Here is a 26,429-nt window from a genome sequence, read left to right as displayed (position 1 = left end):
GCAACCGGGTGTCGACCGCTTGAGAGACAATCTGCTCTTGCCCTAATGGAGAGCGATCATGTCATCTGTTTTCGAGCGAGGCTCGACACTCGTCATGCGACGACAAGAACTGCAGCCATGCTGATTGCGGAAAGAACACCAGCAACGGCCAGCCCCAAGGTCAGGAAATCCGTGCGCCTTGCCGCTTCCGCATGCCTGATCTCCTCGTGCGTAACCAAAACCGCGACCAAACCCGCCACCGTCCAGCTTGCCAGCGCCAGCACTCCGAGAAGCAATGCCAACTGCGTGTCATCCATCATCGTCATCCGTCACCTTTCTGGGACCTAACTAAAAACCGCACGTTCCGTTCCCGTGGCTAGCGGCTGGTACGAAGCAATACATTTCGTGCCGCGCGACGTCGCCGCCGGAACTTCCCTCTCCTGTCGGTGTTTGGACGGGTTTGGAAGGAGAGACCGATGGCAGACAACAAAATCCGGGACGTCTTTATCGTCGGCTTGCGCAACGCCCACGCGATGAAAGGCCGACGAAAAAGCAAAGGTCTGAGGACAACTGTTTCTCAGGCATCCTCTTTGCTTCGGCGGACGGTGAGGGTTTTCGATTTCATTTCCAAGCGCGAGGCCGTTCAATGAGAAGATCGAATACACGTGTGATCGGAGGCGACTACACGCGCCTGGGGGCGGTCCCTGATAACGGGGGGGTAAACTTCGCGTTGTTCAGCGCTCACGCCGAACGGGTTGAACTTTGCCTCTTCAGCGACGACGGCAACAAGGAGCTCGAGCGCATCGAGCTTCCCGAGTTCACCAACGAGATCTGGCACGGCTACGTGCCGGGCTTGAAGCCGGGAGCGCTTTATGGCTACCGGGTCCACGGGCCGTATGATCCCGAGAACGGACATCGCTTCAATGGCAACAAGCTGCTCGTCGACCCCTACGCACGCGAACTGGTCGGCGCTATCGACTGGGGACAGGCCCAGTTCGCGTACACGATGCAAAGCGAGGAGAAGGATCTGTCATTCGACGAGACGGACAGCGCCTCCTCGATGCTGAAGTGCCGTGTCGTGGATCCCGCCGAGTACGACTGGAAGGACGATGCCCGGCCGAACGTCTCCTGGTCGAATACGATCTTCTACGAGACGCACGTCAAAGGCTTCACTCAACTCCACCCCGCTGTTCCGGAAAAACTTCGCGGCACATTCGAAGGACTCGCCCGCAGGGAGATCGTAGACTACGTCAGGAGCCTTGGTGTCACTTCTATCGAGCTCCTGCCGATCCACTGGTTTCCCGATGACGCCCATCTGCTGGACAAGGGGCTTAAGAATTACTGGGGCTACAATACCCTGGGCTTCTTCGCGCCCGCATCCCGCTATTACGGCCCGGAAGGAATTGTCGGCTTCCGCGACATGGTCCGCGCTTTCCACGACGGGGGTATCGAGATCATTCTCGACGTGGTTTACAACCACACGGCAGAAGGCAACGAGATGGGGCCGACGCTCTCCTTCAAGGGTATCGACAACTTCTCCTACTACCGCACTATGCCGGACGAGCATCGCTATTACATCAACGACACCGGCACCGGGAACACCGTCAACATGTCCCATCCCCGCGTGCTGCAGATGGTCATGGACTCGCTCCGCTACTGGGCCGAGGACATGCATGTTGACGGTTTCCGATTCGATCTCGGCACGATCCTCGGCCGCGAGCCCTCTGGATTCGACCAACGCGGCGGCTTCTTCGACGCCGTCGGACAGGATCCGGTGCTGTCCAAGCTGAAGCTCGTGGGAGAGCCTTGGGACATCGGGCCAGGAGGCTATCAGGTCGGCGGCTTCCCGCCGGGCTGGGCAGAGTGGAATGACAAGTATCGCGACACTGTCCGCGACTACTGGAGAAACGAGGACGAGACGACGCAGGACTTCGCGGCTCGCGTTCTCGGCTCGGGCGACGTCTACGACCTTCGGGGCCGACGGCCATGGGCAGGTGTGAACTTCATCACCGCGCACGACGGGTTTACGCTCCACGATCTTGTTTCCTACACCAACAAACACAACGAGGCGAACGGCGAGGACAACACGGGGCCATAGCGATAACCGAAGCTTCAACTACGGCATCGAGGGTCCCACCGACGACGAAGGGATCATCGCGGTCAGAGACCGGCAGAAACGAAACTTCCTCGCGACACTGTTCCTTTCACATGGCGCACCAATGCTGCTTGCCGGCGACGAGTTCGGCCGCAGCCAGATGGGCAACAACAACGGCTACTGCCAGGATGGTGAGCTAAGCTGGGTCCACTGGGAGGAGCTGCCGGGAAGCGCAGAAGAGCTGCGCGAGTTTACCCGCCGGTTGATAGCATTGCGCCAGGAGCATTCGATCCTGAGAAGAGACAACTGGCGCGACGGCATGAGCGTCACCTGGCTCAATCCGGGCGGCGGTGAGCAGACGGAAGAGCAATGGGCCGAGGTCGCCAGTACGACGATTGGTCTGCGACTCTCTCGCGACGACGACGGCTGGGACGACATCCTGATCCTCTTCAACCCGCACGACGGTCCCATGCGGTTCGTCCTGCCCAAAGCGAAGAAAGGTTGGACAGTCGTGTTTACTACCGCCGATCCCCATGCAGCCGAAGAGCAGCTCACAGCGAATGATTATGGTGTGGCTGCGCGGAGCCTCGTGCTGTTGCGACCTGAGCTCTTTTCAAAGCCGAGACCTTGAATTCTAGTATAGCCAGGAGTTTCCTTTGAACAGCTTTATGTTCGGCCCCGTGCTCTTCGACAACAGCGTTTTGTTTCGCATCTGGGCCCCGCTGCAGAACCGCATTTCGTTGAAGATAGCTGATCAACGACACGAGATGGCGCGCTCTCATGATGGATGGCATACCTTGGAGGTATCTGGGGCCTGCGAAGGAATGACTTACAAGTTCGTCCTTCAGGACGAACTTGAGGTTCCAGATCCGGCCTCCCGCTTCCAGCCCCAGGATGTCCACGGTCCGAGCCAGGTCATCGACCTCGAATCCTATGGATGGCTTTCCCGCGGGTGGTCAGGCCGGCCGTGGGAGGAGATGGTAATCTACGAGCTCCATATCGGCGCTTTCACCGAAGACGGGACGTTCCTCTCCGCCATCCAGCGTCTCGACCATCTGAAGGATATCGGCGTCACCGCCATTCAGATTATGCCAGTCGGCGACTTTCCGGGAAGCTACGGCTGGGGCTATGACGGTGTCCTGCCCTATGCCCCGGACAGCAGCTATGGACACCCTCAGGATCTGATGAAGCTGGTCGATGCAGCCCATGAGCGCGGTATCTGCGTTTTCCTCGACGTGGTCTACAATCACATCGGACCGGACGGGAACTACATGCCGGCGTACGCGCCACTGTTCAGCGACCATCACAAGACTCCGTGGGGCAACGGCATCAACTACGATGGCGATGCCTCGAAGCCGATACGGGAATTCGTCATCCAGAACGCAATCTACTGGATCACGCAGTTCAAGCTCGATGGGCTTCGCCTGGATGCGGTACATGCAATCAAGGACGATAGCGAGGAGCATTTACTCCACGAGCTTGCACGCCGTGTCCGAGCAGCGGCCGGAGACAGACGAGTTCATCTCATTCTGGAAAACGAGGACAACAACAGCGATCTCCTGAAGAGGGCTCCTGACGGTGAGGCCAGCCTCTTCACTGCTCAATGGAACGACGACGTGCACCACGTGCTGCACATCGCGGCGACCGGCGAGACGTTCGGATATTATGCGGACTACGCAAATAATCTGGACAAAATCGGACGTGCGCTGGCGGAAGGATTCGTCTTCCAGGGCGAGCACATGCCCTATCGAGGCCAAGCGAGGGGCAAGCCAAGTGCCGAGCTCCCGCCGACCGCGTTCATCTCCTTCGTTCAGAATCATGATCAGATCGGCAACCGAGCTATGGGCGACCGGATGATCACTTCGCATCCCATCGAGGCCGTCAAGGCGGTCACGGCAATATACTTACTGGCTCCACAAATCCCGATGCTGTTCATGGGGGAGGAATGGGGATCGCAGGCACCCTTCCCCTATTTCTGCGACTTCGCCGAGGAACTCAGTGAGACGGTAAAAAAGGGCCGGCGTGAAGAGCTTTCGCGACTGCCTGGGTTCGATGCGGAAGAACTGCTCGATCCGACGGCGTGGTCGACATTCGTTTCGGCGAAGCTGGATTGGTCAACCCTGAGCGGTGCCTTCTCGTCGGAGATGCTTGATTTCTACAAGGCGCTTCTTGGGATCAGGCGCCGACGTATCGTTCCCTTGCTGAAGAATGCCGGTGGAAAGAGCGGGAGCTTCGGCAACGAAGGTAGCGTACTGAAAGTCGACTGGCGTCTGGCGAACGGCGTCCGGCTTCACCTCTTGACGAATTTGGCGGACACAGAAGCGTCGATCGTTCCGCCGGAACTTGCAGAGGACATCCTCAAGCTGGGCTCGGTTAACGCGAACGCCATGGCGCCCTGGTCTGTCATCTGGAGCATGAGCCAATGAACACGCCCACGTCCACATACAGGTTTCAGTTCCGGAACGGCGTAACGTTTGAGATTGCCGCAGAGTCCGTTCCATATCTTAAGGAACTCGGCATCAGCCATCTCTATGCGTCCCCAATCTTTTCCGCCACCAGTGGGTCGACGCACGGCTACGATGTTACAAATTGTAACGAGATCGACTCCGCCATCGGCGGGCGTAAAGGCTTTGAGCTTTTGAGCGCCCAACTGAAGGAGGCAGGTCTCGGCCTGATCCTTGATATCGTGCCAAATCATATGGCTGCATCACCCGAGAATGCCTGGTGGGGCGACGTCCTCAAATTCGGCAGCCAGAGCGCCTATGCAAATTATTTCGATATCGACTGGACCGAGCGGCTTACGTTGCCGATCCTCGAAAAGCGTTTTGAAGACGCGCTTGCCGACGGAGAACTCGAGCTGCGCCGCGATCGGGATGGGGACGAGTGGCGCCTTGCCTATCGCGAAACGTTGCTGCCTCTTGCCCCTGGCAGCGCCGAAGCAGTCTCCGATCCCAAGGACCGGTTGCAAATCGCCGCGGTCCACGATGCGCAGCATTGGCAGCTCACCCATTGGAAACAGGCGGCAAGACATCTCAGCTACCGGCGCTTCTTCGAAGTGACAGGGCTCGTGGGCCTGCGGGTCGAAGATGAGAAGGTATTTCTCGACAGCCATCGGCTGATCCTCGAACTCGTGCGCGCTGGCCACGTGCAGGGCTTGCGCCTCGATCATATCGACGGTCTCGCCGATCCAGCCGCCTATCTCGACCGCCTGCGAGAGGCCGTCGGCCCGCACGTCTTCATCGTGGTCGAGAAGATCCTCGGCTATGGCGAGAGGCTACCGCAAGATTGGCCGGTGCAGGGCACCACGGGATATGAGTTCATCACCGCCCTCAGTACCCTCCTCATTGATGCCGGCGGGTTCGACGAGCTTGGCTCGTCCTATGCAATGGTGTGCCCGGAAACGTCCGACTTTTCCGCCGGCCTGCGTGCCGCGAAATCGTTGATGATCGAACGCAACTTCGAAGGCGAGACGGCAAGGCTCGTCCAGCTAGTCCGCACCGCACATCCGGAGCTACAAGAAAACGATGTTGCGGAGGCAGTCCGGGAACTTCTCGTAGCCTTCCCCGTTTACAGGACCTACGGGAACAACGGACCATTGAACCAGCAGGACTCCGGAGTTCTTGAAACGGTTCTGTCGGAAGCAGCAAGACATGTTTCATGTCGCTCCACCCTCGAATCCATCGCAACCTTGATCAGGACCGGCTCTCATCCAGAATTCCGTGCTCGCTTCCAGCAACTGAGCGGCCCCGTCATGGCCAAGGCGGTGGAAGACACCCTCTTCTATCGTCACAACAGGCTGCTGGCGGCCAACGAAGTTGGAGGCGAACCGAATCTCAAACCGGGCGGGATCGAGACGTTCCATGCGTTGATGCGGGCGCGCGCCCAGTTCCAGCCCCACGGTCTGTCGGCGACCTCAACGCACGATACCAAGCGCGGCGAGGACGCCCGCGCCCGACTGTATGCATTGAGCGAGGAGCCGGATCTCTGGCGGCGCGGCTTCGAACGGTGGCGGGATATGAATGATCGCCACAAACTGAATTTAAACGAGAGACCTGTACCGGAACGCAATACGGAGTGGATGCTTTACCAGGCGCTTGCAGGCATCTGGCCCGAAGACTTCCGGAATGGCGCCGTGGAAGGATTGACGGACCGTTTCGTAAATTATGTTGAAAAGGCCGTCCGCGAAGCCAAGCTCGCGACAAGCTGGAATGAACAGAATTCCGCCTACGAAGAGGCGGTAAAGACCTATGCCGCGGCGCTGACCTCGTCGTCGAACCTGTCCTTCCACGAAGACTTCGCGAGGGTGCTGACGTCGATTATTCGAGCCGGATACATGAACAGCCTCTCTCAAACCCTCATCAAGCTCACAGCGCCCGGCATTCCCGACATTTATCAAGGCACAGAAGGATTCGATTTTAGTCTCGTCGATCCCGACAACCGTCGTTCCGTCGACAGGAAAGAACTCTCGCGCCGGATGGCCGAAGATCAACCCATGACGAAGCTGAGCATGCCGGCCCTGAAGCAGCGCATCATTCAGATTGGCTTAAGGCTGCGGAACCGAAAGCCGGAGCTCTTTCTAAAAGGGAATTACCTGCCGCTCGCGGTCACCGGCCGACGGAAAAGTCATGTCCTCGCGTTTGCTAGAGAACGCGACGGCGACCACTCCATAACGATAGTTCCGAGACTAATGGCCGCGTGGCTAGATCTTGGTGGTCAGCTTGCCGATCCCGGGTTCTGGGAAGATACAAGGATTTCCCTGCGTTCCGGCTTTGGCGGCCCCAAACGTGACTTGCTCAATGGGAAGGTCTTTGAATGCCATGGTGAACTGGACTTACCCATGGTGCTGGCGGCGCAGCCTGTGGCTCTTATTGCTCCTGCTTCCTGAGCGCCAAATCCTTAGTATCTAAAGCAACAAACAAGGCCCTCCTGCCTCTGCCGCGCCTTCGAGATGTGATCGTGATGGGACATATCCTGCACGACTGGGATCTCGCCGAGAAGAAGCTGCTGCTGGAAAGGCCTTTGCCGCGCTGCCGAAAAGGCGGGGCGGTGATCGCCTCTGACCCCGTCATCGATGACGAGCGCCGCGAGAACGCCTTTGGGCTCCTGATGAGCCTGAACATGCTAATCGAAACCCCCGGCGGGTTTGTCGCGCCGCATCAAAAACGCTCAGCTCTCGCCACCCATATCCATCGTATCCGCGCCATGGCGCACTGGAAGGCCGTGACCGGCGCGCATGCCTGACTTTGCAGGTGTCACACCATCTTCGATCAGTGATGAAACAACGTGACATCGCCTGCAACGCTAATTCCCCAGATTATCCTGCCGGCCTCAGTCCGATCAAAAAAGCCACCTTCTAAGATCAATACTACGCACGAAAAGCACGTAACCAAAGAAGTCAAAGATCAATTTCTCCATTCAGCGTCGACGATTACGTACATTAACAGGAATATTGTAATATGTTAGCGAATAAATCTCTGATTATTAAAACATGAATCATACATAATACGTCGGGGCTATTTTCGCTCCCTTGAAACGAGGCTATACTTGCTGCGTGAACCGAGCGGGTGGCAGCGGCTTCGTTGACGCCTCCTAGTGTTATGGCGCGGAAGCCGCCCTTTGTAATCCATGGCAGTGTCGCGCGGAGACAAGTCCATGCGGATCCGTACTGTTTTTGCCGCGGTAATAGCCATATTCCTGTTAGACGGATACGCGGCAGGCCAGGAGCCGGCGGACTTCCTGGCGTTGCAGGGCGAAAAGGTTCCGCTCTCGATTAACTCCAGCCGGATCGGCGTTCTCGCCCGCGAAGAGGCTACATTCGAGAAGATCAGGGAGTTCACGGACAGCCGTGGGTACAAAATCGCGGACCAATTGCCGGGAGGACTGTACATCCTCGATATCGGCCGCAGGCAGGAGCGGGCTGAACTGGTTCAGCTTCCACGCACACTGAAGCGGGAGGGCGGCGAGCTGATAGCGCAAGCCGGGATTGTCGGGACAGCATCTGGCATCGACAACCCGCTCATCATCACCGACGACCTCATCGTTCAATTCAGGCCGGAGCTGTCGGGCGAGCGGATACGGGATCTGGTCGCCGAAAATTCGGTGTCGATCGTAGAGGCGAGTATCTATTTCGCGAACCAGTTTGTCTTGCGGGTCGACGACACCTCGAAGGCCGACGCTTTGCAGATTAGCGCCCGGTTTCAATCAATGACCGATCTCGTTGAGTTTGCGCATCCCGACTTCATCACCGTTGTCGAGCCACACGAATTCGTGCCGAACGACCCGCTGTTCGGACACCAATGGCATCATCGCAACACCGCGCAGGGCATGGGTGAGGAGGACGCAGACATCGACACGTCGCTGGCGTGGGATATGGAGCAAGGTGCGGCCGCTACAACGATTGCGATTATCGACTTCGGCTTCGAGGTAACACATCCCGACTTGCAGCCCAATGTGGTAGGCGGCTGGGATTTCGTCCAGAATGACAACGATCCCTCGGGGCCTGATATAGCCAGCGGCAGCAGGCACGGCACGGCCGTAGCCGGGGTCGCCGCAGCAAGAGGCAACAATTCGGCCGGTGTCACGGGCAGCTGCCCTCAATGCAGTCTGATGCTGCTCCGCATAGGCGCGTCATCCGCTGCTTCGACAGTCGCCGCGGCAATCGGCTACGCTGAGAACCACGGTGCAGCAGTCATATCGAACAGTTGGAGCTATCCTGCGGCTCCGGCGCTCGAAAATGCTCTGAACAGTGCGGCAACTTCGGGCCGCGGGGGACTGGGCAGCGTCGTCTTGCTTGCCATGCGCAACTTGCACGTCGACGATTGCAGCTCCTCCCGCCTTCCGTCGCTGGACAGTGTGATCGCGGTGGGGCGCTCGACCAACCGAGATTTGCTCGACGATCTTTCCCCCTTCGGAACATGCCTGGATCTCTTGGCTCCGACAGCCTGGCTGTCAACGATCTCTTCGGGCAGAGGAACGTTGTGGATCACCTCAACCGACATGTTGGGCACTGCAGGATACAATACCAACGACATCCTTGCCCCCTGCCCTGAGCTGGTTCTGCCCCCGGCCGACGCCCTCGACTACACTCGCTGCTTCATCGGCACTTCGTCGTCAACACCTTTGACCGCGGGGGTGGCGGGCCTGGTACTCACCGCGAGCCCAGGTCTCACCCGGCTGGAGGTTCAGCACCTGCTACAGGACACGGCGGACAAAATCGAGGATTCAGTCGGCGCGTATTCTCCGGGCAACGGGCGCAGCGCACCGCCCTCTGGCCCCCCTGGCCATGGTTGGGGGCGCCTCAACGCGTTTGAGGCCGTGCGTGTGGTGGCTTCTGCGGCTCAGGGCGGCCGGGCCGGCGTCGACCTCTTTCTGCGCGACAACCGCCTGGACTGGGGCAACACCGAAAAGCCCAGCAATACGCTGTTCGAAGCCCCGCGCGGCACGATCGGCCATTGGGAGAGCATGGACATCAAGGTGGACGCGCCACCCTATCAAACGGCGCCGACCGCCGCGACGTTCGAAAACTTTACCGATGAGACGCCGAGCGCAGCGAGCGGCGACGTCAACCGGGTCTATGTTCGCATTCGTAACCGCGGCCCAGAAGAGGCCGCAACGGCAATAGTCAAGCTCCACTGGGCTCAGTTCGGCACGGCGCTGCCGCCGCTGCCCGCGGACTTTTGGACGCAGTTTCCGGCCGACTCCGCCGATACGTCGCAATGGCATCCGCTCAACTGTGCCGGCTCAAGTGCTACGACGTGCACAGTCCAAAATCTCGCCTATTCGGGCGCCTCGGTAGCGATGACGAGCGGCGATGCCGCCCGCATCGTTCAGTTCGACTTTCCGGCCCCCGCAGTTGATTCGGCTTTATCGAACCACTTCTGTCTGCTCGCGATGGTAGATTCCTCCCAGGATCAGATCTCGCAGGCCTCCAAGGCGAGCTTCTTCGTCGACGGGATCACGCCTAACGACAATAACGTTACTCACCGCAATTATGTAAATCTGCCAATGGTGCACTCTTTCGTTGAGCGGCTCCTTGTCCGCAATCCGTTCGATAGGCGGATACGAACTGACCTTCGCGTGATGGCGCCGGCCGATTGGGACGTTTCAATCGATTCCCTCGGGGTCGGAAAGCCATTCGAGCTCAAACCCTTAGAGCAGGTTCCTGTCAGCCTGACGATCAGCAACGCATACGGTAGAGGCATCGTAACTCTATCGCAGGAGGAGCTGGAAGGCGAGAAGACTACGCTGATCGGCGGATTGAGCCTGCGCTTTCGGTCTGACTGAATATCGAAGTGCGTATTCTGCAACTGTTGAGCAAGGGGGATATTATGAAAGACCATAAGGAATTTTTCTTTGTTGACCGGTCGCTTCCGGCGGCACTGGCCGTTGCCGCTGGAATCCTGCTGACTCCCTGCCCGTCGGCATTTGCCGCTGAATGCACAAAGAAGCAGCCGGAGCCTGCAATCGACGCCGCTATTGAAACTCAGTGGGGTGGCGTCACTGTGCCGCCTGATGACCGGCAAAAGATCAACGATCTGTTCAGCCGCTACGCCTGGGCTCTCGATCAGCGTGATGCCGACCGGTTCGCAGCTCTGTTTACTGTAACCGGAAGCTACGAGGTTTGCACCGGCGAGGGAAACATTCGAATCTACGTCGCAGCATCGAATGAAGAAATCAAAATGAAGATTAAGCAAGAATTCGACCAGACAGAAGATGTCTTCCAACCCCGACACGTTCTTGCCAATACGCTTCTGCGCGGCCTCGACAAGAGCCAGGCCTTTCTCGAATCGAAGACGACGATGATGGTCACTATTCAACGAAGCGACGGCGATCGAGTGTTGCCTGAGCCGGACTATACGGCGGATGTAAGAGGCACCCTCGAAAGGGATGGCGCCGGGACCTGGAGGTTTAGCAAGCTGACTGTCTACGCCGACACACCGGAATTCGAGCCCATGGGACGGTGAGTTGCGGCACCTGCGCAGAACGCTTGCCGCTGGCTCGGCTGTCATTGCGGCACTCGCCTTTGCCGGTCTGGCAGGCAATTCCGGTGGATCGGGGCGCCCCGGCGCGATCTCGGACGAGACCTTCGCCGATGCCTTGCTGCGCTGGAACGGGGACATATTCTGGGAGCCGGCGTCCCAAAGCATCGACGTCGTTACGCGGTTTGGCGATGAAGCTCGCGCTGTCTTCGGGCCCATTCCCGAAGCAGACTGTGGGAGCCCGGATGCGAGAATCTTTCCGCTCGAAGTCGACGGCAACATTGTCGATCTGGTTCCCAATCCGGACAAGCCCGGCCACGTCCTCGAGTTTCAGCATCGGGACGTCTCCGGCAACGTGGTCAAATGGACTACGAGCATCCCAAAATGCGACAAGCCTTCGCTGGCCGGCACGGTCGCGTATTGCGGGCTGAACTCGCGCTTGCATCGTGTTGTTCGCGGCAATGTGGAATGGCTGTTCTTCTGCCGCAAGTCGAACAGCAGCCAGGAGGTCGCAAGTGATCCCTATTGGCAAAGTTCCGATCCGCGCTTTGCGCTCCTCGGCACGATCGGCTTTAACAAGAGCTCCGGCGAGATCGTGTTCTTTGACGGGCGTAAGGATCGTGCCGGGTTCGACTGGTCGAGGCCCTTTGCTCCGCCGGGCGGCCACTCCTATACGGATGCCACCGGGCGGGCGGCGGCGGCTGCGCTGTACGACCCGACATTCCAGATCCGGTGCCATTCGTGCCACGACAACAAAAGTCCCTACGTCATCGATCCGCACGTGGGACAGTCAAGGGTAGGGTATTTGCTCGGAGGCAGCGATGCTCGTGCCGCTGCATTTGGTCTCGGTGACTATTTGCCCGAAAGATCCCGCTTCGAAGGGGCCCCCTTCCGCATCATCGGATCCGGATATACCAGCAAGTACGAGGGCGACATCGCGCGTGCCAGGACGGTGCGGGATCCGACCGGGAACTGCACGAACTGCCACACGCTGACGACCCAGCTGACGGGCAGGCGCCTGGCTGCCGATGCCGTCGGGCTGCAACCATTCATAACCAATCCCGGCTGGGGACAGACACTCGTTCTCCGGGACGAGAAAAAGACACTCCAGCGGATCGACCGACACAGGACTGACTGGGCACGCCGCGGTGGCGCTGGCAAAATCCACCCGTGGATGGTACCGGGGGACGGCAATGACCTGTCCGCGATTAGCCCGGAAATAGGTGCCGCGGACTGGGAGAGATTGAGCACCTGCCTATGGGGCGCCGGTGGCGCGGAGTGCGGCTATCGGCCTCTCTACACGCCCTGCCCCGCTCCGGAGACGGACGGCACCAGACTCGTCGACGCGGCCGTCGAAGTCCTCCCGATGCCGCCTGACAAGGCCGATGCCAGTCGCGCGCTTCGTGTCAGCTGGAAGTATATCAACGACTACGGCGGGGTTCCCGAACGCGACGATGTGCGATTCGATGTGGCGGTACGCCAACAGACGATCGCGACATCCGCCGCCGTTCCCGGAGCCGGCTACCCGAGCATGGATGAGGTCAAGGGAGCGGGATTTACCCTCGTCAGGCAGGGGATCGCCACCTTGCGCACGGCGAAGCTCATCCAGAATATTTCCTATGCGGGGCACACGCGGTGGACGGAACCGGCTCCATCCAGATCGCCTCGGCTGTTCGAATTGTATCTGCCCGCAGTCTGCGGTCAGCGTTATCTCCTGCGCATTACCCCGAAGCGGTTTTGCTTCGATCAGAGCAATGTCGCCTATGGGCCGGCAGATCATTTGCTCTACGCCGACGTCACCTGCGGCTGACCGCAGCTTCGGCATTCCTCCGCTCCTATTGGGTTGACAGCCGCTTGGGCCAGTCACATCGTTGCTGGGCCTACTGTGCGACACTGGCCGCTCGATGAGAGCTACAGGCTGCCGATTGGGAGCTAACGATGGACGACGTTGCGAAATGGCTCGGCGGCTTGGGGCTTCAGCAGTTTGTAAGTACGTTTGCTCTCTTTCAGATAGACTTCGAATCTCTGCGCCTTCTCTCGGACCAGGACTTGCAGGAAATGCAAATCCCGCTTGGTCCGCGCAGGAAAATACTGGCCTCCATCAAATTGCTGAACGAAGCAGGTCCGGCTCAGGATCGTCCCGAGCGGCGGCAGATAACCGTTCTGTTTTGTGACCTCGTAAACTCCACGGAGTATGCTGTTCGCCTGGAACCGGAAGATTTCAGGCAATTGACCGAGAGCTATCTCCAGCGATGCACCAACATAGTGAGAATGCGCGATGGAGGGATTGTAAATTACAGTGGCGACGCTCTCCTGGCACTGTTTGGACATCCGGCCACAGAGGAGGACGATGCCGACCGTGCAATACAGGCGGCATTGGACATCGTACAAATCGCACCAAGCATCGATGTCCCTGGTGGCCCGCCTGTCCAAGTGCGTATCGGAATTGCAAGCGGCCTTGCAGTCGTGGGCAAGCTTCTCGACGCGCGGGTTGGCGTACCGCCTGTCCCTTTTGGCCCCCTTCCGAGTCTGGCTCAAAGGCTGCAAGCCCTCGCGCTCCCTCAAACCATCCTGACGGATCAGCACACTTACAATGCGACAGCCGGCGCGTTCGAATTCACCGATATGGGGCTGCATTCGCTGAAGGGATTGCCCGAACTCCGAGTCTGGCGTGTTGAACGGCCTCGAGTCCTCGAAAGCCGGTTTGCCAAGAAGGCCAGATTGTTCAAGTTTGTCGGCCGCAGCGCGCAGCTGCGCAGCCTCGTCAGACATTGGGACAAGGTGATCGCGGAACGTCGCGGCCGGGTCGTTATTCTATTCGGAGAACCAGGCATCGGAAAATCTCGCCTCGCTTTCGAGGTCCAGCAGCGGATCCCGCAATGCACGCATTTGGCGCTTCAGTGTTCGGCGACTTTTTCCAACAGTGCCTTCTACCCGTTTCTCAATCTTCTGAAACGCCACGCGGGCATCCATGACGGGGACCCGCTAGACATCACGCGGCGCCGTCTCGAGGCTGTTCTGGCAACGAGCGGGATTCCAAAAGATGTATCGCTGCCGATATTCGCGAGGCTGTTGTCGATTCCGCAGTTGTTCGTTCCCCAGCCAGGTTCTCCGCCTGTGGAGTTGAGCTCCCGACGCCAACAGACCATTTCGCGCCGGGTTCTGGTGGACTGGTTGCACCATCTCGCTCAACTCAATCCTGTTCTCGCCACGTTCGAGGATGAGCAATGGATCGATCCGTCATCCCGCGACGTCCTGGACGCGCTTGTCAACGAAGCCCCCTCGCACCCGATGTTGATATTGGTCACCAGTCGGGGAAAGTCCGCGGGGACGGGCGTAAAAGCCAGGCACGTATTCGAAATGGAGCTGACGCGCCTGAGCCGAAGTGAGTCCCAGACGCTGGTTCATGACGTTGCAGCAGGCGCAAACCTTTCGGAAGAGACACGCGCACGCGTCCTGAACACGGCTGAAGGCGTGCCGCTTTATGTCGAGGAACTTACGCGCGCTGCGATGGAGACGGGTCTGCCTCTCGATCATCGGGAGCAAGAGGCCCCCAAACCTGACGTCCGCGTTCCCAGGGTCTTGCAACTGTCCATGCTGTCGCGCCTGGACAAGCTGGGACCGGGCAAGGTGATTTCGCAGATGGCCGCGGTCATCGGCCGCGAGTTCGATCTCAAGCTGTTGGCCCATCTCTGCGGCCTTTCGACGAGGGCTCTCGGCTTGGCGATTGTGGGGCTGACCGAGGCGGGGCTCGTTGCACCTCAGCTCTCCGCAAAAAGCTCCTCGTATGCATTCACGCACGCCCTGCTGCAGGAGGCGGCTCGCAGCACGCTGGTGCGCGAGCGCCGGCAGGAACTACATGGAAAGGTGGCGCGAGCCATAGAGAGCCTGGACCCGAAGAATGCGGCAGAACATCCTGAGCTGCTTGCCCAGCATTTTGCAGAGGCCGGCATGTTTGGGCGGGCGGCCGACTGCTGGCTCGCTGCCGGACGTAACGTTGCAAAGACTTGGGCCAAGGTCGAGGCAGCCAACATGTTCGCGATGGGCCTGGCTTGTCTCGATCGGTTGCCGGCTTCGCGGGAGCGCAGCGAAAAGGCCCTGTGCTTCGAACTTAAGCGAGGGGATGTCCTATACGCCACGTTCGGATATGTGACGCGCGAGGGTAGTACAGCGTATCGCAACGCCATGCGTCTCAGCAAGGAGCTCGGCGACTCGGAGGCGCTGATCAGCGCTCTGGACGGATTGTTCGGCACTGCCTTCAACTCGGCTCGTTTCACCGATGCCGAATGGGCTAGCGACCAGCTGATCGAAATTGGCAAAAAAAGCAACAACCTCAGAGCGCGCGTTCTCGGCCTGCAGTTCAAAGGCATGAGCGTCTTTTGCGGCGGCAACTTCAGGGGCGCCCGCCGATATCTTGAACGGTCGCTCGGCCATGAGGCACAGGCCGAGTTGGTCGGCAGCGATTTCCCGAGCATGGCTTATCTATATCTATCTTGGACAATGCACATTCTTGGTCACCCACGGCAGGCCTTCGAGCACTACAGCAAGGCGGAAGCCGTAACGCGCAAGCAAGCCGCGGCCCGGGTTGAGCGATGGGAATACAGGCTGTCTGCGTGCCTCGGTAACGGCTGTATATTGTTTGCCCTGCAGAACAACACTGCCAAACTGAAGCACGCGACTGAGGAGCTCGTTCCGCTGGCGCATGAGCATGGCCTCAAGCTTTGGGAAAATATGGGAAATTTCTTCAAAGGTTGGGCGATGGGCACTGACAATCATGATCCCGCTGGATTGCAGAGCATGCAGACCGTATGCGACGGGCTTGGAGAGCAGAAGATCGATAAGTCTTGCTACTTGGGGCTGCTTGCGAGTGCTTATATTCAATCAGGCGATCTCGGAAAGGCCGTCACAGCGATTGAACAAGGGCTGGAACACGCCAGAAGCACCGGTGAGTACTATTTTGCCGCAGAACTCACTCGGCTTCGTGGCGAAGTCCAGCTGCAGCGCGCGGGCGACCCAGTAGATGCAGAGGCTTCTTTCCGGGAAGCAATGGATCTTGCGCGAGAGCAAGGTGCGAAAGCCTGGGAAATTAAGGCAACCCAGAGTTTGGCCTCACTTTTGACTTCGCTTGGGCGCCAGCGAGAAGTCGACAATCAGTTCGAACCGGTCATCACAAAGCTCGAGCGCAGCCCAAGGGGATGATATCCCGCCGCGTTGCCGGCTTCCATAGTTGTTGCCCGTATGAACACTCGCGAAAGCCTAATCTTTGCGGCCGAGATCGAGGGCGGTGGCATAACCCCAGCCGAGATCTTCCGGAAAAAACTGCTCGCTGCCCGTCCTCGTCCGAGGCGAGGTCGCAAACCAAGTGGATCCGATAGAGGACGGCTTGTCCAAAGTTCGAGTTGACCGTTTTCGGTATCGAGGAGACACTCGCAACCTACAGCAAGGCGGGAGGAAAACGATGGATGAGCCAAACCGCTGGCGCCAGATGGCAAGCGCTCCGAAAGACGGCAGTCGGATCCTCGTCACGATCCGCCCATCCGAACAGGGGCCAGCAGAAGTTGACCTCGCATATTGGTCGAATGGCGATCAGTTCGGTGCGGAAGGCTGGCGCGCCTCTGATTCCTCGCCAGGCCGGATCATCGAATATGCCGAGCCGGAAATCAAATGCTGGATGCCGATGCCCTCAGCCAATCTCAATCGCACCTCGATGCCCTCCCCTTGGGAAGGAGACGACGCCCAGGAGCTCGACGGGTCAGGGATTTGAGAACTCGCGCCGCCACTGCGAAGATTCGATACGCGGCGGGTGGCAAAATCCAATTGAGGACGGTCGGAGTCACCAACTCCGAGGCGCCGAAGATCGGAAGGGCGTTGCGGCCGATACGTCTTCCGCGCATGACGAGCTCTATGTGAACGACCGGGTATCCTATTGCGCTGCTTGGAGCATTTGGCACTGCGATACCAGTTCCGACGATGCTGCATTCAGCGCAAACCTTCCGCCTCGCCAATCCACCGCGATGTCCGCTTCTGGGAGGCGGCTAGGATGCAAGTTTTGGCCGGGATTGAGGGCGCCATGCTGACGCGGTCCAATGACCGCAATCGGCAGTGGGTTCAATTGATCGCCGCAACACACTCTGCAAATCTCTCCGCGGGCGTCTGATAAAGCAAGGTTCCTTGGACGTTCGTTGAGCTGTCTGGCGATTGCATTAAGCTGGGCTTGGCTATGTACGGACAGGTCAGTGGCGCGCGGTAGATATTGGCGCAGCAATCGATTGGTGTTCTCATTTGAGCCGCGCTGCCAGGGTGACCTGGGATCGCAGAAGTAAACTTCAACGTCAGCGGCTATTGCCAATCGTTGATGGTCAGCCAACTCCTTGCCCCGATCCCAGGTCAGTGATTTGTAGAGTTCGCCCGGCAGTTTCTGCGACTGCTTTATCAGCGCAGAGACCACGCTTTCGGTATCCTTATTTGCGACCTTGATCAGCATGACGTAGCGCGAGTGTCGCTCGACCAACGTTGCGATGTAACTGTTCTTCGACCCGCCGATAAGATCGCCCTCCCAGTGACCGGGAACTGCACGGTCTTCAGCGGACGCAGGTCTCTCGCTTATGGAAATCGCGTCCCTGATCTGGCCTAAGCCACTTCGTTTCATGCTGGCGTGCCGGGAACGACGGATTGTTCGGCTTGCCCTGAGGTGTTCAAGCAATTCTTTCTTCAGCACCCCGCGGGCTTGGATATACAGGCTGCGATAGATCGTTTCGTGCCACACCTGTTTGAGTGGCTCCCCTGGGTAAGTGCGCTTGAGCCAGCCAGCAATCTGCTCTGGCGACCATCTCCGGTTTAGCTTGGCAGACACTGTGCGGGCCAAGGACGCATAGCAAGCCAGCTTGCATGTCTTGGGACGCAAAGAGCGATCCCAGGCAGCCTGGTCTGAGCGTGCGGCCCGATACCGGTCAACTCCGCCATTGCGACGAACTTCACGGCTGATCGTAGATGGAGATCGGCCCAATGTGTAGGCAATCGATCGTAGGGAACGTTGGCTGCTCAGCCCGCGGGATATTTCCTCGCGCTCATCCAGACTAAGTGCCTTCGCCGCGCGCCGCCGCTCGGCTGGGCGTATCCCACCGGTCGGCGAGATAACTGAAAATACCGATGACGATCCTCGATCAAAAAGACGACCGATCGACTTCATCGACTCGCCAGCCTGCCAACGGTCCCAGATTTCCGATCGTTGAGCAGCAGAAAGATACAGGCGACTGCGACGCTTCATGTCCACACTCCTCTTTAGCAAAAGAATAGTGTGTTGCGTCCATCCCTTGAGCCCACCGCCCAAAGCATGCGTAATCGGGCGGTCCCACAAGAGGCAAGCTCCTAGTAAAGTCCCGGTGCAACCGGGATGAAGGGAGATGACGATGTTTTACGCTGCTTTGGACGTGTCACTGCGCTCAGTGGCAATCTGCATTATCGATGAGGCCGGGAAAGTCAGACTTGAGCGGTCAGTTCCATCGGACGTGCCTGACCTTGTTCGCTGCTTCAACGAGTTCGGCGAACCGATCCAGCAGGTCGGGCTCGAAGCTGGCACGCTCTCGCAGCACCTAACCTACGGCTTGACGGAGGCTGGCTTCGATGTCGTGTGTATGGAGGCTCGTCAAGTCAATGCCGCTCTTTCGGCCATGCGGAATAAGACGGACAAAAACGATGCACGTGGAATCGCCCAACTGCTTCGATCTGGTTGGTACAGCCGGGTGCATGTGAAGAGCATTGAAAGCCATTACATCCGAGCGCTTCTCACCAGCCGAAAGGTGATGCAGCGGAAATGTCTTGATCTCGAAAACGAAATTCGTGGGCTGCTCAAAGTCTTCGGAGTCAAGCTGCCGATACGTCTCAGGGGCGGTGCATTCGAGGAGGCCGTCCGCGGCACGATCGAAAGCGACCTGTCGCTCAGTCTTGCGCTTCTGCCGATGCTAGAGGCCAGGCAAATGCTCCTCGAAGCTTTCCTCGAGCTAGATCGACGAGTGCGAAGAGCCGCCAACCAAGACGCCATTACAACACGTTTTATGAGTGTTCCAGGTGTTGGATACGTCACGGCATTGAGCTTCAAGGCTGCGGTCAACGACCCAACCCGTTTCAAAAGCTCGCGAACTGTCGGAGCCCACTTCGGACTGACGCCGCGGCGCTTCCAATCTGGCGAAAAAGACAATCCCGGCCGCATCTCACACGCTGGTGACGCCGATGTACGGGCGACGCTCTACGCTGCTGCCAATGCGATGCTTATGCGGTCGATTGCCTGGAGTAGTTTGAAAGCATGGGGTGTGCGCCTGATGAAGACAAAGGGACGGCGGCGAGCCATCGTCGCTGTTGCTCGCAAAATTGCCGTCTTGCTGCATCGCATGTGGGTCGATGGTACAGAGTTCCGGTTCCGATCGGAGGCTGCAGCATGATCTAACACAGCCCTCGAACCCGATCCTGGCCGGATCGTCCCATGCGGACGACGGGATGGATGAAGCCGATTATGTCCGCTGCGCTTCGAGCGCGTCCCAAAGCACGGCTTTCCAGACCCTGATCCCATGCATGCGTGCAGCGGCTCCGAACAAATGGAGCCAACAGACTGCGAAGAGAAGCGTGACCCGCGTGAACGATCAGGCCATCGACGAACAAAACGGAAAGAGCTTGACTAGAATGCCCGATTAGAGAAGCGGACCTTACTATTGCGGAAGCCGGTAAACTGAAACGTGTGATCTGGATGACGCAGTAAACGGAGTGCCGATCCAATCACCATGACGGCTTTCTAATCTAAATCCGGCGATTTGAGCCATTAGGTCAAGCTCAGAGGGCCAGATGTATCGATGCGGCGACCGGAAGAGACGGGCCTCCTTGCCGTCGCGGAAGTTGAAATGGTGCGAACCGACGTGCTGGGCGACAGGGTCGCATGTGTCGATGAGCATGTATCCGTCATGCGACTGCCCGATAACAGCTTGTGGATCAGACCGATGCGGAATGGTCGGAACCCAAAGTTCGATGACGAACCGTCCGCCCGGACGAAGGTGCCGCGCGGCATTATGGAAGCACTCGACCTGTTCTTGCTGGGACATAACGTTCGAGATGCCATTAAAGACCAAGTATACCAGATTGAATTGTCCGGGCACGGTCGCCATAGTCATATCGCCAAGCACCACAGGGATGTCATTCTCGCTCACCTTCGTGCGCAACTGCCGAAGCATTGCTGGCGCGAGTTCGATACCACTGACGGATATGCCCTTTTCAGAGAGCGGGATGGCTACTCGGCCGGTGCCAATCGCAAGCTCCAAAGCTGTACCGCCCTCCGCGAGAGAGGTAAGTCGGTCGACGGCGGGATCGAGAACTTCAGGAGCGAACATCCCGGTTCCCGGCGTATCATAACTTTCGGCCGCTTCGACATCCCATAAATCCTCGTGCTTCATGAAAACCCTCCATTTCATGAAGCCTTAGCACCGGACATTTGACATGTCAGCTGTTGGCGCTTTGCAGCCAAGTGCGGTCTGAGCTCGCCCGTGAAGAAGGCGGTGTTCCTCAGAGCCTACAGCATGTGGAACTGGCGAAAAAAAAGGTGACCGCGCGGCACCAGCACGAGGCAATGCCAAAAAGCGCCCCAGCGCACGGCCGGAGCCTCCGGCCCGACCTCCCAAAGGCTTGATCTCAAGCCATCTTTGAAACATGCCCGCGCTTCGCGCCGGACGCCTAAATCCGCAGCTCAAGGCTCACACAAGTGGTTAGGCAGCGAGTCTGCGAGAAACGCCGACCGCCCTTCAAATGCTTGACCCCGGATACCGGATCAGTTGAGGTGAAATACTTCAGCTAGAAACCTCTTGACGGCTGCTTGTGCCGCCTCAGCCGCGACTTTGTCGTAACCCACGGTCGAACCGAGTGCCACACAAGCATCATCGTAGCTGAAGGGCTTGCCAGTCTCGACGTTCAGTATCTTGCCGTCTTCTTCGCGGCGCTGACAGTTGCGCGAAGTTTGTGCGTTTTCAACCAAACCCGGTCGTACATCACGATTATCAAATCCGTGGTGCGCTCCGGGATATTCGGTCATCACAGCGTCTTTTCCCGTGGCGGCGAGGCGCGCAATGTAGTCGCGGCAGGTCGTAGCCAGGGTCGTGTCGTCCGCCGCGCCATGGAATTCGCGGATCGGTGCGTCAGCGACGTCGAGTTCGCCGATGAACTGAATGTTGCAGGCAGGATAGAACGACACATGCGCGGCGATAGGCGCCTTTGTCGACCCATAAAGCGTTTGAAAGCGCCGCATGCTTGTGTAGAGCGCAGCGGAGGCACCACGCGAGAAGCCCATCACGGCGATGCGGGAAGGATCAATACGCGGGTGACCGGCGAGCACGTCGACGGCGCGATAGGTGTCGTAGAACTGTGCGAGGAAGCTCAGCCGCGACTGATCTGTTTCAACCTCCTCTATGCCTCGGCCGCCGAAGCTGTCGAGGCGGAATGTCGCAATTCCCATTCCGTTGAGAATCGCGCTCCATCGGGAACTCGTGACACTTGTCGCTTCACCGGAGCCGTGGAGTAGAATGACAGCCGGAAGATGCTCGTTCCAACCGGGAAACCGAAGCTCGCCCGTGAGCGTAACAGCAACGCCGTTCGCCGTGTCGCCCCGCAGGAACTGCTCGTCCGTCAAGGTGAGCGACGGTACGTTCAACGTCTCATCGGGGGGAAATTTTGGCTGGGTTTCTCCCGAGGCCGCCGCCGACAGGGAGAGGCCCACGATAACAAGATGGGCGGCGAAGGTATGAAATCGTCCCATGTAAGCACCCCGCTCACGATGGTTAACTTAACACGTTACGCCGCCAAACCATACCGTTCTCCCTCGTACTATGTTGGACCGGCGGGACCGGCCATTCAGCAGGAGGTTTTGAGGTGGGAAGAGTCGTTCACTCGGTATGTGGTGGATTTGCATCGGGCTGAAATCGTCGGTGCGATCCCCAAAATCGATCTTTGTAGTTTTCGGCACCCTCTGGGATGGAACCTTAGCTTCGGTCAAAAATCTCACCAGCGGAGCGTTGGTGCGGGGATCGGAGAGTTTTTGGACTCTGATCTTTGATGCCGTCGTTTACGAGGTGGTTCCAATGCGACGGATGGATTTCGGGTGTGCGCACGCAAGCATCCGATTGAAAACGGCGCAGCCGATGGCAACCTCGGTCTGTTGCGCTCCGAAGGTTCGTGCGCGCAATCGGCCACTGATGATGGACTTGTAGCGACCGATCGCGGCCTCGACCAGCGAACCCTTGCCGTAGCCAGTCGCAGTCTGCCACTTCATTCGTCCGTCCGTTTGATCGCCGCGATATGTTGGTCTCGTTGAGTAGGCGGCTCGGTGTCCGGCCTTTCCACCGCGTTGGCGCGGGGCGGAATGACAACGGCAGCATCGGCGCTGTGCTTGACGACGGCGTCGTAAGTCGGGTTACCGTCATAGGCTCCATCGGCCGTGAACTGACCGATCTGAGCGTCGATCTGGTCGAGTAGCGGCTCCACCTGCGAGGCATCACCAGCGTCTTGGTCGGTCATGACGTGGGCGATGATCTCGCCGCTGTCGGCATCCAGCGCCAGATGCAACTTCCGCCAACTGCGACGAGATCTGGCACCGTGCTTCTCCTCCAACCACTGGCCCGCGCCGTAGACTTCAAGCCCGGTGCTGTCGATGAAGACGTGTACAGGCCCTTCTGCTCAAACGGAGCGGCCTCGCCGTCTGTCAAATGATCGACCCCTCCGTGCCCGTCGGCTCAGCGTCGTGTGATCGGGACGGCGAGATCCAGTCCCATCAGTTTCAGCACCGATGCCAGCAAACCCTCCGTCTGGCGCAGCCGCAAGCCGAACACCAGGCCCAGCGTCAGAGCGGTCTCGATCGCAAGATCGGAATAGCGGGTTGACCGCCGCGCATCGTCCGCTTCGTTGCAAAAAACCAACTATTGCACTTGCCGCTCACCTACGCCAACGCAATTAACGATCCGCGCACCAAGGTAGCTATTTGCAGCTATCCGGCACCGCGCGTGTCTTTATGTTTCGATTCTTTCGCGGTTTAAAGCCGAGGAGCAGTGTTCTCAGCTCGGGCTCACTGACGCGTCTGGCCGCCTCCTCGGGGCTGACCCACTCAAGCATCCGCTGCCCCTTCTCCTTGAAGTCTTTTTTCTTCTCAGCCATCCTGATCTGAAAGACATCTACCATGCATGGTACAAGCTCCTGGCCGTCTAGCACCTTCAAGTATGTGTAACGACCGACTGGCCGCTTTTTCACTTCTCCACGTATCCCTGCTTCTTCCCACGCTTCCGTGGCTGCAGCTTCAAACGGCTTTTTCCCCTCGATGGGCCACCCCTTGGGGATGATCCACCGGCCGCTGTCTCTCGACGTTATGAGAAGAACCTCTATCCCAGATGCATCGCGTTTGTCGCGAAAGCACAGTGCCGCGTATTGCTGCGGGAACCGCCCTGCAAATAGCTTATCGGGGACTGTGGCCAATTGCCGAAGAAGAGCACGTGGCTCCTGTGCCTGCCGTTTGCGAGGTTTTTTCGCCATAAGATTAAGCCTGACCGCGGTTTCCCATTGCCCCGACCGCCTGCGGGCATTTATGACACATTTATGACAATCACGCGGAGCCTGGAAGCTACTTTTCATGATGGACATTTTTCGTAAGCTGATGCCGCGGGAGGATAGTTTCTTTGATATGTTTTCTAAGCATTCGAAGACCGTCGTCAGTGCTGCGGGAGCTTTGCGCGACCTTCTGAACGGCACGGACGTGGATCAAAATTGCCGGCGCATCATCACCCTTGAGAACGAAGCCGACGACATTACACGCGAGGTGTTGCTCGCGGTCAGGCGCAGCTTCATTACACCGTTCGACCGTGGTGACATCAAGGACCTTATCCAGTCGATGGACGATGCCATCGATATGATGCACAAGACGGTCAAGACCATCCGGCTGTTCGAGCAATCGAGCTTCGATCCGCTGATGCAGCAGATGGGCGAGGAGATCGTCAAGGCGGCAAACCTCATTGCAGAAGCAGTTTCGCTTCTCAACAAGGTTGGCACGAACGCGCAACGCCTCTCTACCATTGCGGAAGAGGTCACTCGCGTGGAGGGCCGGGCCGATGAACTCCACGACGAAGGCCTGAAAGACCTGTTCAGGCGCCATGGGGCCAAGGGAGACGCCATGGCCTACCTGATCGGCAGTGAGATCTACGGCGAACTCGAAAAAGTCGTCGACCGGTTCGAAGACGTCGCCAATGAGATTAGCGGCATTGTCATCGAGAACGTTTGATGGACGTTTCGTTAGCTTTGCCACTCCTCGTTGGCTTGATCGTCGTTGCGCTATTCTTCGACTTTCTGAACGGCTTGCATGATGCGGCCAACTCCATTGCGACCATCGTGTCTACACGTGTGCTTCGCCCCCAATACGCCGTCTTATGGGCAGCGTTCTTCAATTTCATCGCTTTCGCGTTCTTCGGTCTTCATGTGGCAGAGACGGTTGGAACGGGCATCATTGATCCCGTCATTGTTTCTCCGCAGGTGATCTTTGCGGCCTTGATGGGTGCAATCGTTTGGAACATCGTCACCTGGATTTTCGGTCTTCCTTCCAGTTCATCGCATGCGCTGGTTGGCGGTCTCGTCGGTGCAGGCTGGGCGAAAGTGGGTTTCGGTTCAATTGTCTGGGGCGGCTTCCTGAAAACAGTCGGAGCGATTTTCTTCTCTCCGGCTGTCGGCTTCTTCCTTGCATTGCTACTAGTACTTCTCGTTTCCTGGCTCTTTGTACGGCAAACGCCATTCGCCGTGGATCGCACGTTCCGCATCTTGCAGTTCGTGTCCGCCTCCCTCTATTCGCTCGGGCATGGCGGCAATGATGCGCAGAAGACAATGGGCATCATTGCCGTATTGCTGTTCAGCCAAGGTTACTTGGGTTCGGAATTCCGCGTGCCGTTCTGGGTGGTGATCGCTTGCCAGTCTGCGATGGCACTAGGGACGCTCTTCGGCGGCTGGCGCATCGTCCACACAATGGGGTCGAAAATCACGCGCCTTAATCCAATGCAGGGGTTCTGCGCCGAAACAGGTGGAGCATTGACGCTGTTTGGTGCCACGTGGCTTGGCATCCCGGTTTCGACAACACATACCATTACCGGCGCGATTGTTGGCGTTGGGGCGGCGCGGCGGTTGTCAGCCGTGAGGTGGGGATTGGCCGGCAATATCGTGATTGCGTGGATCATCACGATGCCTGCCGCTGCCACGATTTCGGCACTCTTCTATAGCCTCACAAGCCTTTTCAGTTAGGACGTCTTCGACGCCTGAGGCTGTCACCCCAAGACAGCGCCATGACAAGCCACGGCGCTATCCCCAAAATCCAACCCCTGGCGCCGTGGTTCATGGAAGCAGGCTCTGGGGCGGCCTTCTGCAGCCCGCAGCGCTGGTCGTCTTCTTCGGCTAATGCCCACGCGCCGCAGGTCTGGAACATTCGCAAAATCTGCTCGTTGTACCTTCGGGATCGTGTGGCACGGGTTACTGTTTGCCCCTTCCTTGCCCTCGGAAGGTCGCGCGATCCTCATTGCCCCGTTTCCGCAGGGCTTCTTTTTGATCGTACGGCAGCGTACTGGAATCCAAGGCCCGTCCGCTCGTTGATTCGATGGATTGCGCTTTTGGCATCGCTGCCAGCGCATCCAGCCAGCCACACTGGCGACCTGAGCCCGTAACGACTCTCCACAGCACGCGGGGTTTCTTTTTGTCCATCGGTCCCGCGCGTTTCCCAATGACCTGACCCGCTCCGGCGGGCTTTTTATGGAACATTACGGAACCAGCCTTGTTTAGCACAATTCGGCCGCGTGGCAGTTCCTCCTGTTCAACCGGATGACACCCCTCTCCGGGTGCCGCGTGGTCAATCCCGCGCTGAATGGCAGGGGATCCATGACGCGCGGCAAGGGCTCGCTTTCCGTAGGGGCGGGCCCTTCGATCCTAACCCTAATTGATTATTGACCAGCAGGCTCCCCGGAGCTTTAGTTTTAGGCGCTGGAGCCCCAAAGCACAGCGCCGTGACGGCCACCGTTACCCAATATCCGAGGCCGCCATTAGACCAGGGGCTCGCTATCTTTGACCCTTTGGACGAGCCCCTTGGTCATATTTCCAAGTCTGGTGCGACGGCCCTGTCTGCCCCGCAGAGAGAGCCGCTGGCGGCCGGTGTGACCGATGCGCTCCGGACGCACTCGGTAGTTTGGCGGCGGTGTTGGACGCTCTCCGCTGATGGCTAAGCGCACGCCACCAACGGGAACAATGGGCAGCCTCGATTGTTCTCCGGTCGCGTAACAGGAGACTGTCCGTCGATGGCGAGGTACTATTTTCACATTCGTACTGGGGATCAA

The 26,429-nt window shown here is 58.5% G+C and carries 14 protein-coding genes and 4 pseudogenes; 12 read left to right on the top strand and 6 right to left on the bottom strand.

Annotation, left to right across the window (positions count from 1 at the left end; all coding sequences use genetic code 11):
- Positions 1-92 precede the first annotated feature (92 nt).
- Positions 93-305, bottom strand: coding sequence for a hypothetical protein (locus ACPYOI_RS24170; protein ID WP_481420009.1), 213 nt, complete (start codon positions 303-305; stop codon positions 93-95).
- A 320-nt stretch (positions 306-625) separates the two neighbouring features.
- Here ACPYOI_RS24170 and glgX point away from each other — a divergent pair.
- The 9 genes and pseudogenes from glgX to ACPYOI_RS24125 all read left to right on the top strand — a co-directional run bounded on the left by glgX (position 626) and on the right by ACPYOI_RS24125 (position 16,816).
- Positions 626-2,705: pseudogene (gene glgX / locus ACPYOI_RS24165) on the top strand (glycogen debranching protein GlgX).
- Positions 2,706-2,742: 37 nt separating this feature from the next.
- Positions 2,743-4,500: a malto-oligosyltrehalose trehalohydrolase gene (gene treZ / locus ACPYOI_RS24160; protein WP_481423448.1), complete on the top strand. Its 1,758-nt coding sequence runs from the start codon at positions 2,743-2,745 to the stop codon at positions 4,498-4,500.
- Entirely contained in the window at positions 4,497-6,959 is a 2,463-nt protein-coding gene (gene treY / locus ACPYOI_RS24155; protein WP_481423447.1) for a malto-oligosyltrehalose synthase, read from the top strand. Before treZ ends, treY begins: the two co-directional genes overlap by 4 nt.
- A gap of 47 nt (positions 6,960-7,006) precedes the next feature.
- Positions 7,007-7,315 (top strand): annotated as a pseudogene (locus ACPYOI_RS24150) (methyltransferase); the annotation flags it as partial.
- 411 nt (positions 7,316-7,726) lie between these two features.
- The gene (locus tag ACPYOI_RS24145) at positions 7,727-10,357 is read left to right on the top strand and encodes a S8 family serine peptidase (protein ID WP_481423446.1); all 2,631 of its coding nucleotides are present in this window, start codon (positions 7,727-7,729) and stop codon (positions 10,355-10,357) included.
- Between the two features lie 44 nt (positions 10,358-10,401).
- Positions 10,402-11,037, top strand: coding sequence for a nuclear transport factor 2 family protein (locus tag ACPYOI_RS24140; RefSeq protein WP_481419521.1), 636 nt, complete (start codon positions 10,402-10,404; stop codon positions 11,035-11,037).
- Position 11,038: 1 nt separating this feature from the next.
- Positions 11,039-12,862, top strand: a complete 1,824-nt coding sequence (locus ACPYOI_RS24135; RefSeq protein WP_481423445.1) for a hypothetical protein — start codon at positions 11,039-11,041, stop codon at positions 12,860-12,862.
- 128 nt (positions 12,863-12,990) lie between these two features.
- Entirely contained in the window at positions 12,991-16,251 is a 3,261-nt protein-coding gene (locus ACPYOI_RS24130) for an AAA family ATPase (protein WP_481419523.1), read from the top strand.
- A gap of 259 nt (positions 16,252-16,510) precedes the next feature.
- Entirely contained in the window at positions 16,511-16,816 is a 306-nt protein-coding gene (locus ACPYOI_RS24125) for a hypothetical protein (protein ID WP_481419524.1), read from the top strand.
- A 344-nt stretch (positions 16,817-17,160) separates the two neighbouring features.
- Here ACPYOI_RS24125 and ACPYOI_RS24120 read toward each other — a convergent pair.
- Positions 17,161-18,319: pseudogene (locus ACPYOI_RS24120) on the bottom strand (IS30 family transposase).
- Positions 18,320-18,455: 136 nt separating this feature from the next.
- Between ACPYOI_RS24120 and ACPYOI_RS24115 the strand changes: the two are divergent.
- Positions 18,456-19,490, top strand: coding sequence for an IS110 family RNA-guided transposase (locus ACPYOI_RS24115; protein WP_481423444.1), 1,035 nt, complete (start codon positions 18,456-18,458; stop codon positions 19,488-19,490).
- A 264-nt stretch (positions 19,491-19,754) separates the two neighbouring features.
- Here the strand turns inward: ACPYOI_RS24115 and ACPYOI_RS24110 are convergent, their stop codons facing one another.
- The 4 genes and pseudogenes from ACPYOI_RS24110 to ACPYOI_RS24095 form a co-directional block, all read right to left on the bottom strand.
- A complete protein-coding gene (locus ACPYOI_RS24110; protein ID WP_481423443.1) occupies positions 19,755-20,489 on the bottom strand; it encodes a class I SAM-dependent DNA methyltransferase in 735 nt (244 codons plus the stop codon).
- Positions 20,490-20,860: 371 nt separating this feature from the next.
- Positions 20,861-21,841, bottom strand: a complete 981-nt coding sequence (locus tag ACPYOI_RS24105) for a dienelactone hydrolase family protein (RefSeq protein ID WP_481423442.1) — start codon at positions 21,839-21,841, stop codon at positions 20,861-20,863.
- 306 nt (positions 21,842-22,147) lie between these two features.
- Positions 22,148-22,987, bottom strand: a pseudogene (locus ACPYOI_RS24100) (IS5 family transposase); the annotation flags it as partial.
- Between the two features lie 68 nt (positions 22,988-23,055).
- The gene (locus ACPYOI_RS24095; protein WP_481423441.1) at positions 23,056-23,604 is read right to left on the bottom strand and encodes an NUDIX hydrolase; all 549 of its coding nucleotides are present in this window, start codon (positions 23,602-23,604) and stop codon (positions 23,056-23,058) included.
- Positions 23,605-23,701: 97 nt separating this feature from the next.
- Here ACPYOI_RS24095 and ACPYOI_RS24090 point away from each other — a divergent pair, with 97 nt between their 5' ends.
- Together ACPYOI_RS24090 and ACPYOI_RS24085 are read left to right on the top strand one after the other, a co-directional pair.
- Positions 23,702-24,346 (top strand): DUF47 domain-containing protein, encoded by a 645-nt coding sequence (locus tag ACPYOI_RS24090; protein ID WP_481419530.1) that lies wholly within the window; start codon positions 23,702-23,704, stop codon positions 24,344-24,346.
- Positions 24,346-25,350, top strand: coding sequence for an inorganic phosphate transporter (locus ACPYOI_RS24085; RefSeq protein WP_481419531.1), 1,005 nt, complete (start codon positions 24,346-24,348; stop codon positions 25,348-25,350). Before ACPYOI_RS24090 ends, ACPYOI_RS24085 begins: the two co-directional genes overlap by 1 nt.
- Positions 25,351-26,429: the final 1,079 nt, after the last annotated feature.

The sequence above is a fragment of the Rhizobium sp. SVR5-2C genome, assembly GCF_056755115.1.
Note: the sequence above shows the minus strand (reverse complement) of the source record. Positions and strands in the feature narration are given on the sequence as shown.

Excerpts from the sequence above, each read along its gene's own strand:
- ACPYOI_RS24105 (WP_481423442.1), bottom strand. The coding sequence starts at position 21,841 with ATGGGACGATTTCATACCTTCGCCGCCCATCTTGTTATCGTGGGCCTC.
- ACPYOI_RS24115 (WP_481423444.1), top strand. The coding sequence starts at position 18,456 with ATGACGATGTTTTACGCTGCTTTGGACGTGTCACTGCGCTCAGTGGCA.
- ACPYOI_RS24130 (WP_481419523.1), top strand. The coding sequence starts at position 12,991 with ATGGACGACGTTGCGAAATGGCTCGGCGGCTTGGGGCTTCAGCAGTTT.
- treY (WP_481423447.1), top strand. The coding sequence starts at position 4,497 with ATGAACACGCCCACGTCCACATACAGGTTTCAGTTCCGGAACGGCGTA.
- ACPYOI_RS24110 (WP_481423443.1), bottom strand. The coding sequence starts at position 20,489 with ATGAAGCACGAGGATTTATGGGATGTCGAAGCGGCCGAAAGTTATGAT.
- treZ (WP_481423448.1), top strand. The coding sequence starts at position 2,743 with ATGTTCGGCCCCGTGCTCTTCGACAACAGCGTTTTGTTTCGCATCTGG.
- ACPYOI_RS24095 (WP_481423441.1), bottom strand. The coding sequence starts at position 23,604 with ATGGCGAAAAAACCTCGCAAACGGCAGGCACAGGAGCCACGTGCTCTT.
- ACPYOI_RS24090 (WP_481419530.1), top strand. The coding sequence starts at position 23,702 with ATGATGGACATTTTTCGTAAGCTGATGCCGCGGGAGGATAGTTTCTTT.
- ACPYOI_RS24170 (WP_481420009.1), bottom strand. The coding sequence starts at position 305 with ATGACGATGATGGATGACACGCAGTTGGCATTGCTTCTCGGAGTGCTG.
- ACPYOI_RS24140 (WP_481419521.1), top strand. The coding sequence starts at position 10,402 with ATGAAAGACCATAAGGAATTTTTCTTTGTTGACCGGTCGCTTCCGGCG.
- ACPYOI_RS24145 (WP_481423446.1), top strand. The coding sequence starts at position 7,727 with ATGCGGATCCGTACTGTTTTTGCCGCGGTAATAGCCATATTCCTGTTA.
- ACPYOI_RS24085 (WP_481419531.1), top strand. The coding sequence starts at position 24,346 with ATGGACGTTTCGTTAGCTTTGCCACTCCTCGTTGGCTTGATCGTCGTT.
- ACPYOI_RS24125 (WP_481419524.1), top strand. The coding sequence starts at position 16,511 with ATGGATGAGCCAAACCGCTGGCGCCAGATGGCAAGCGCTCCGAAAGAC.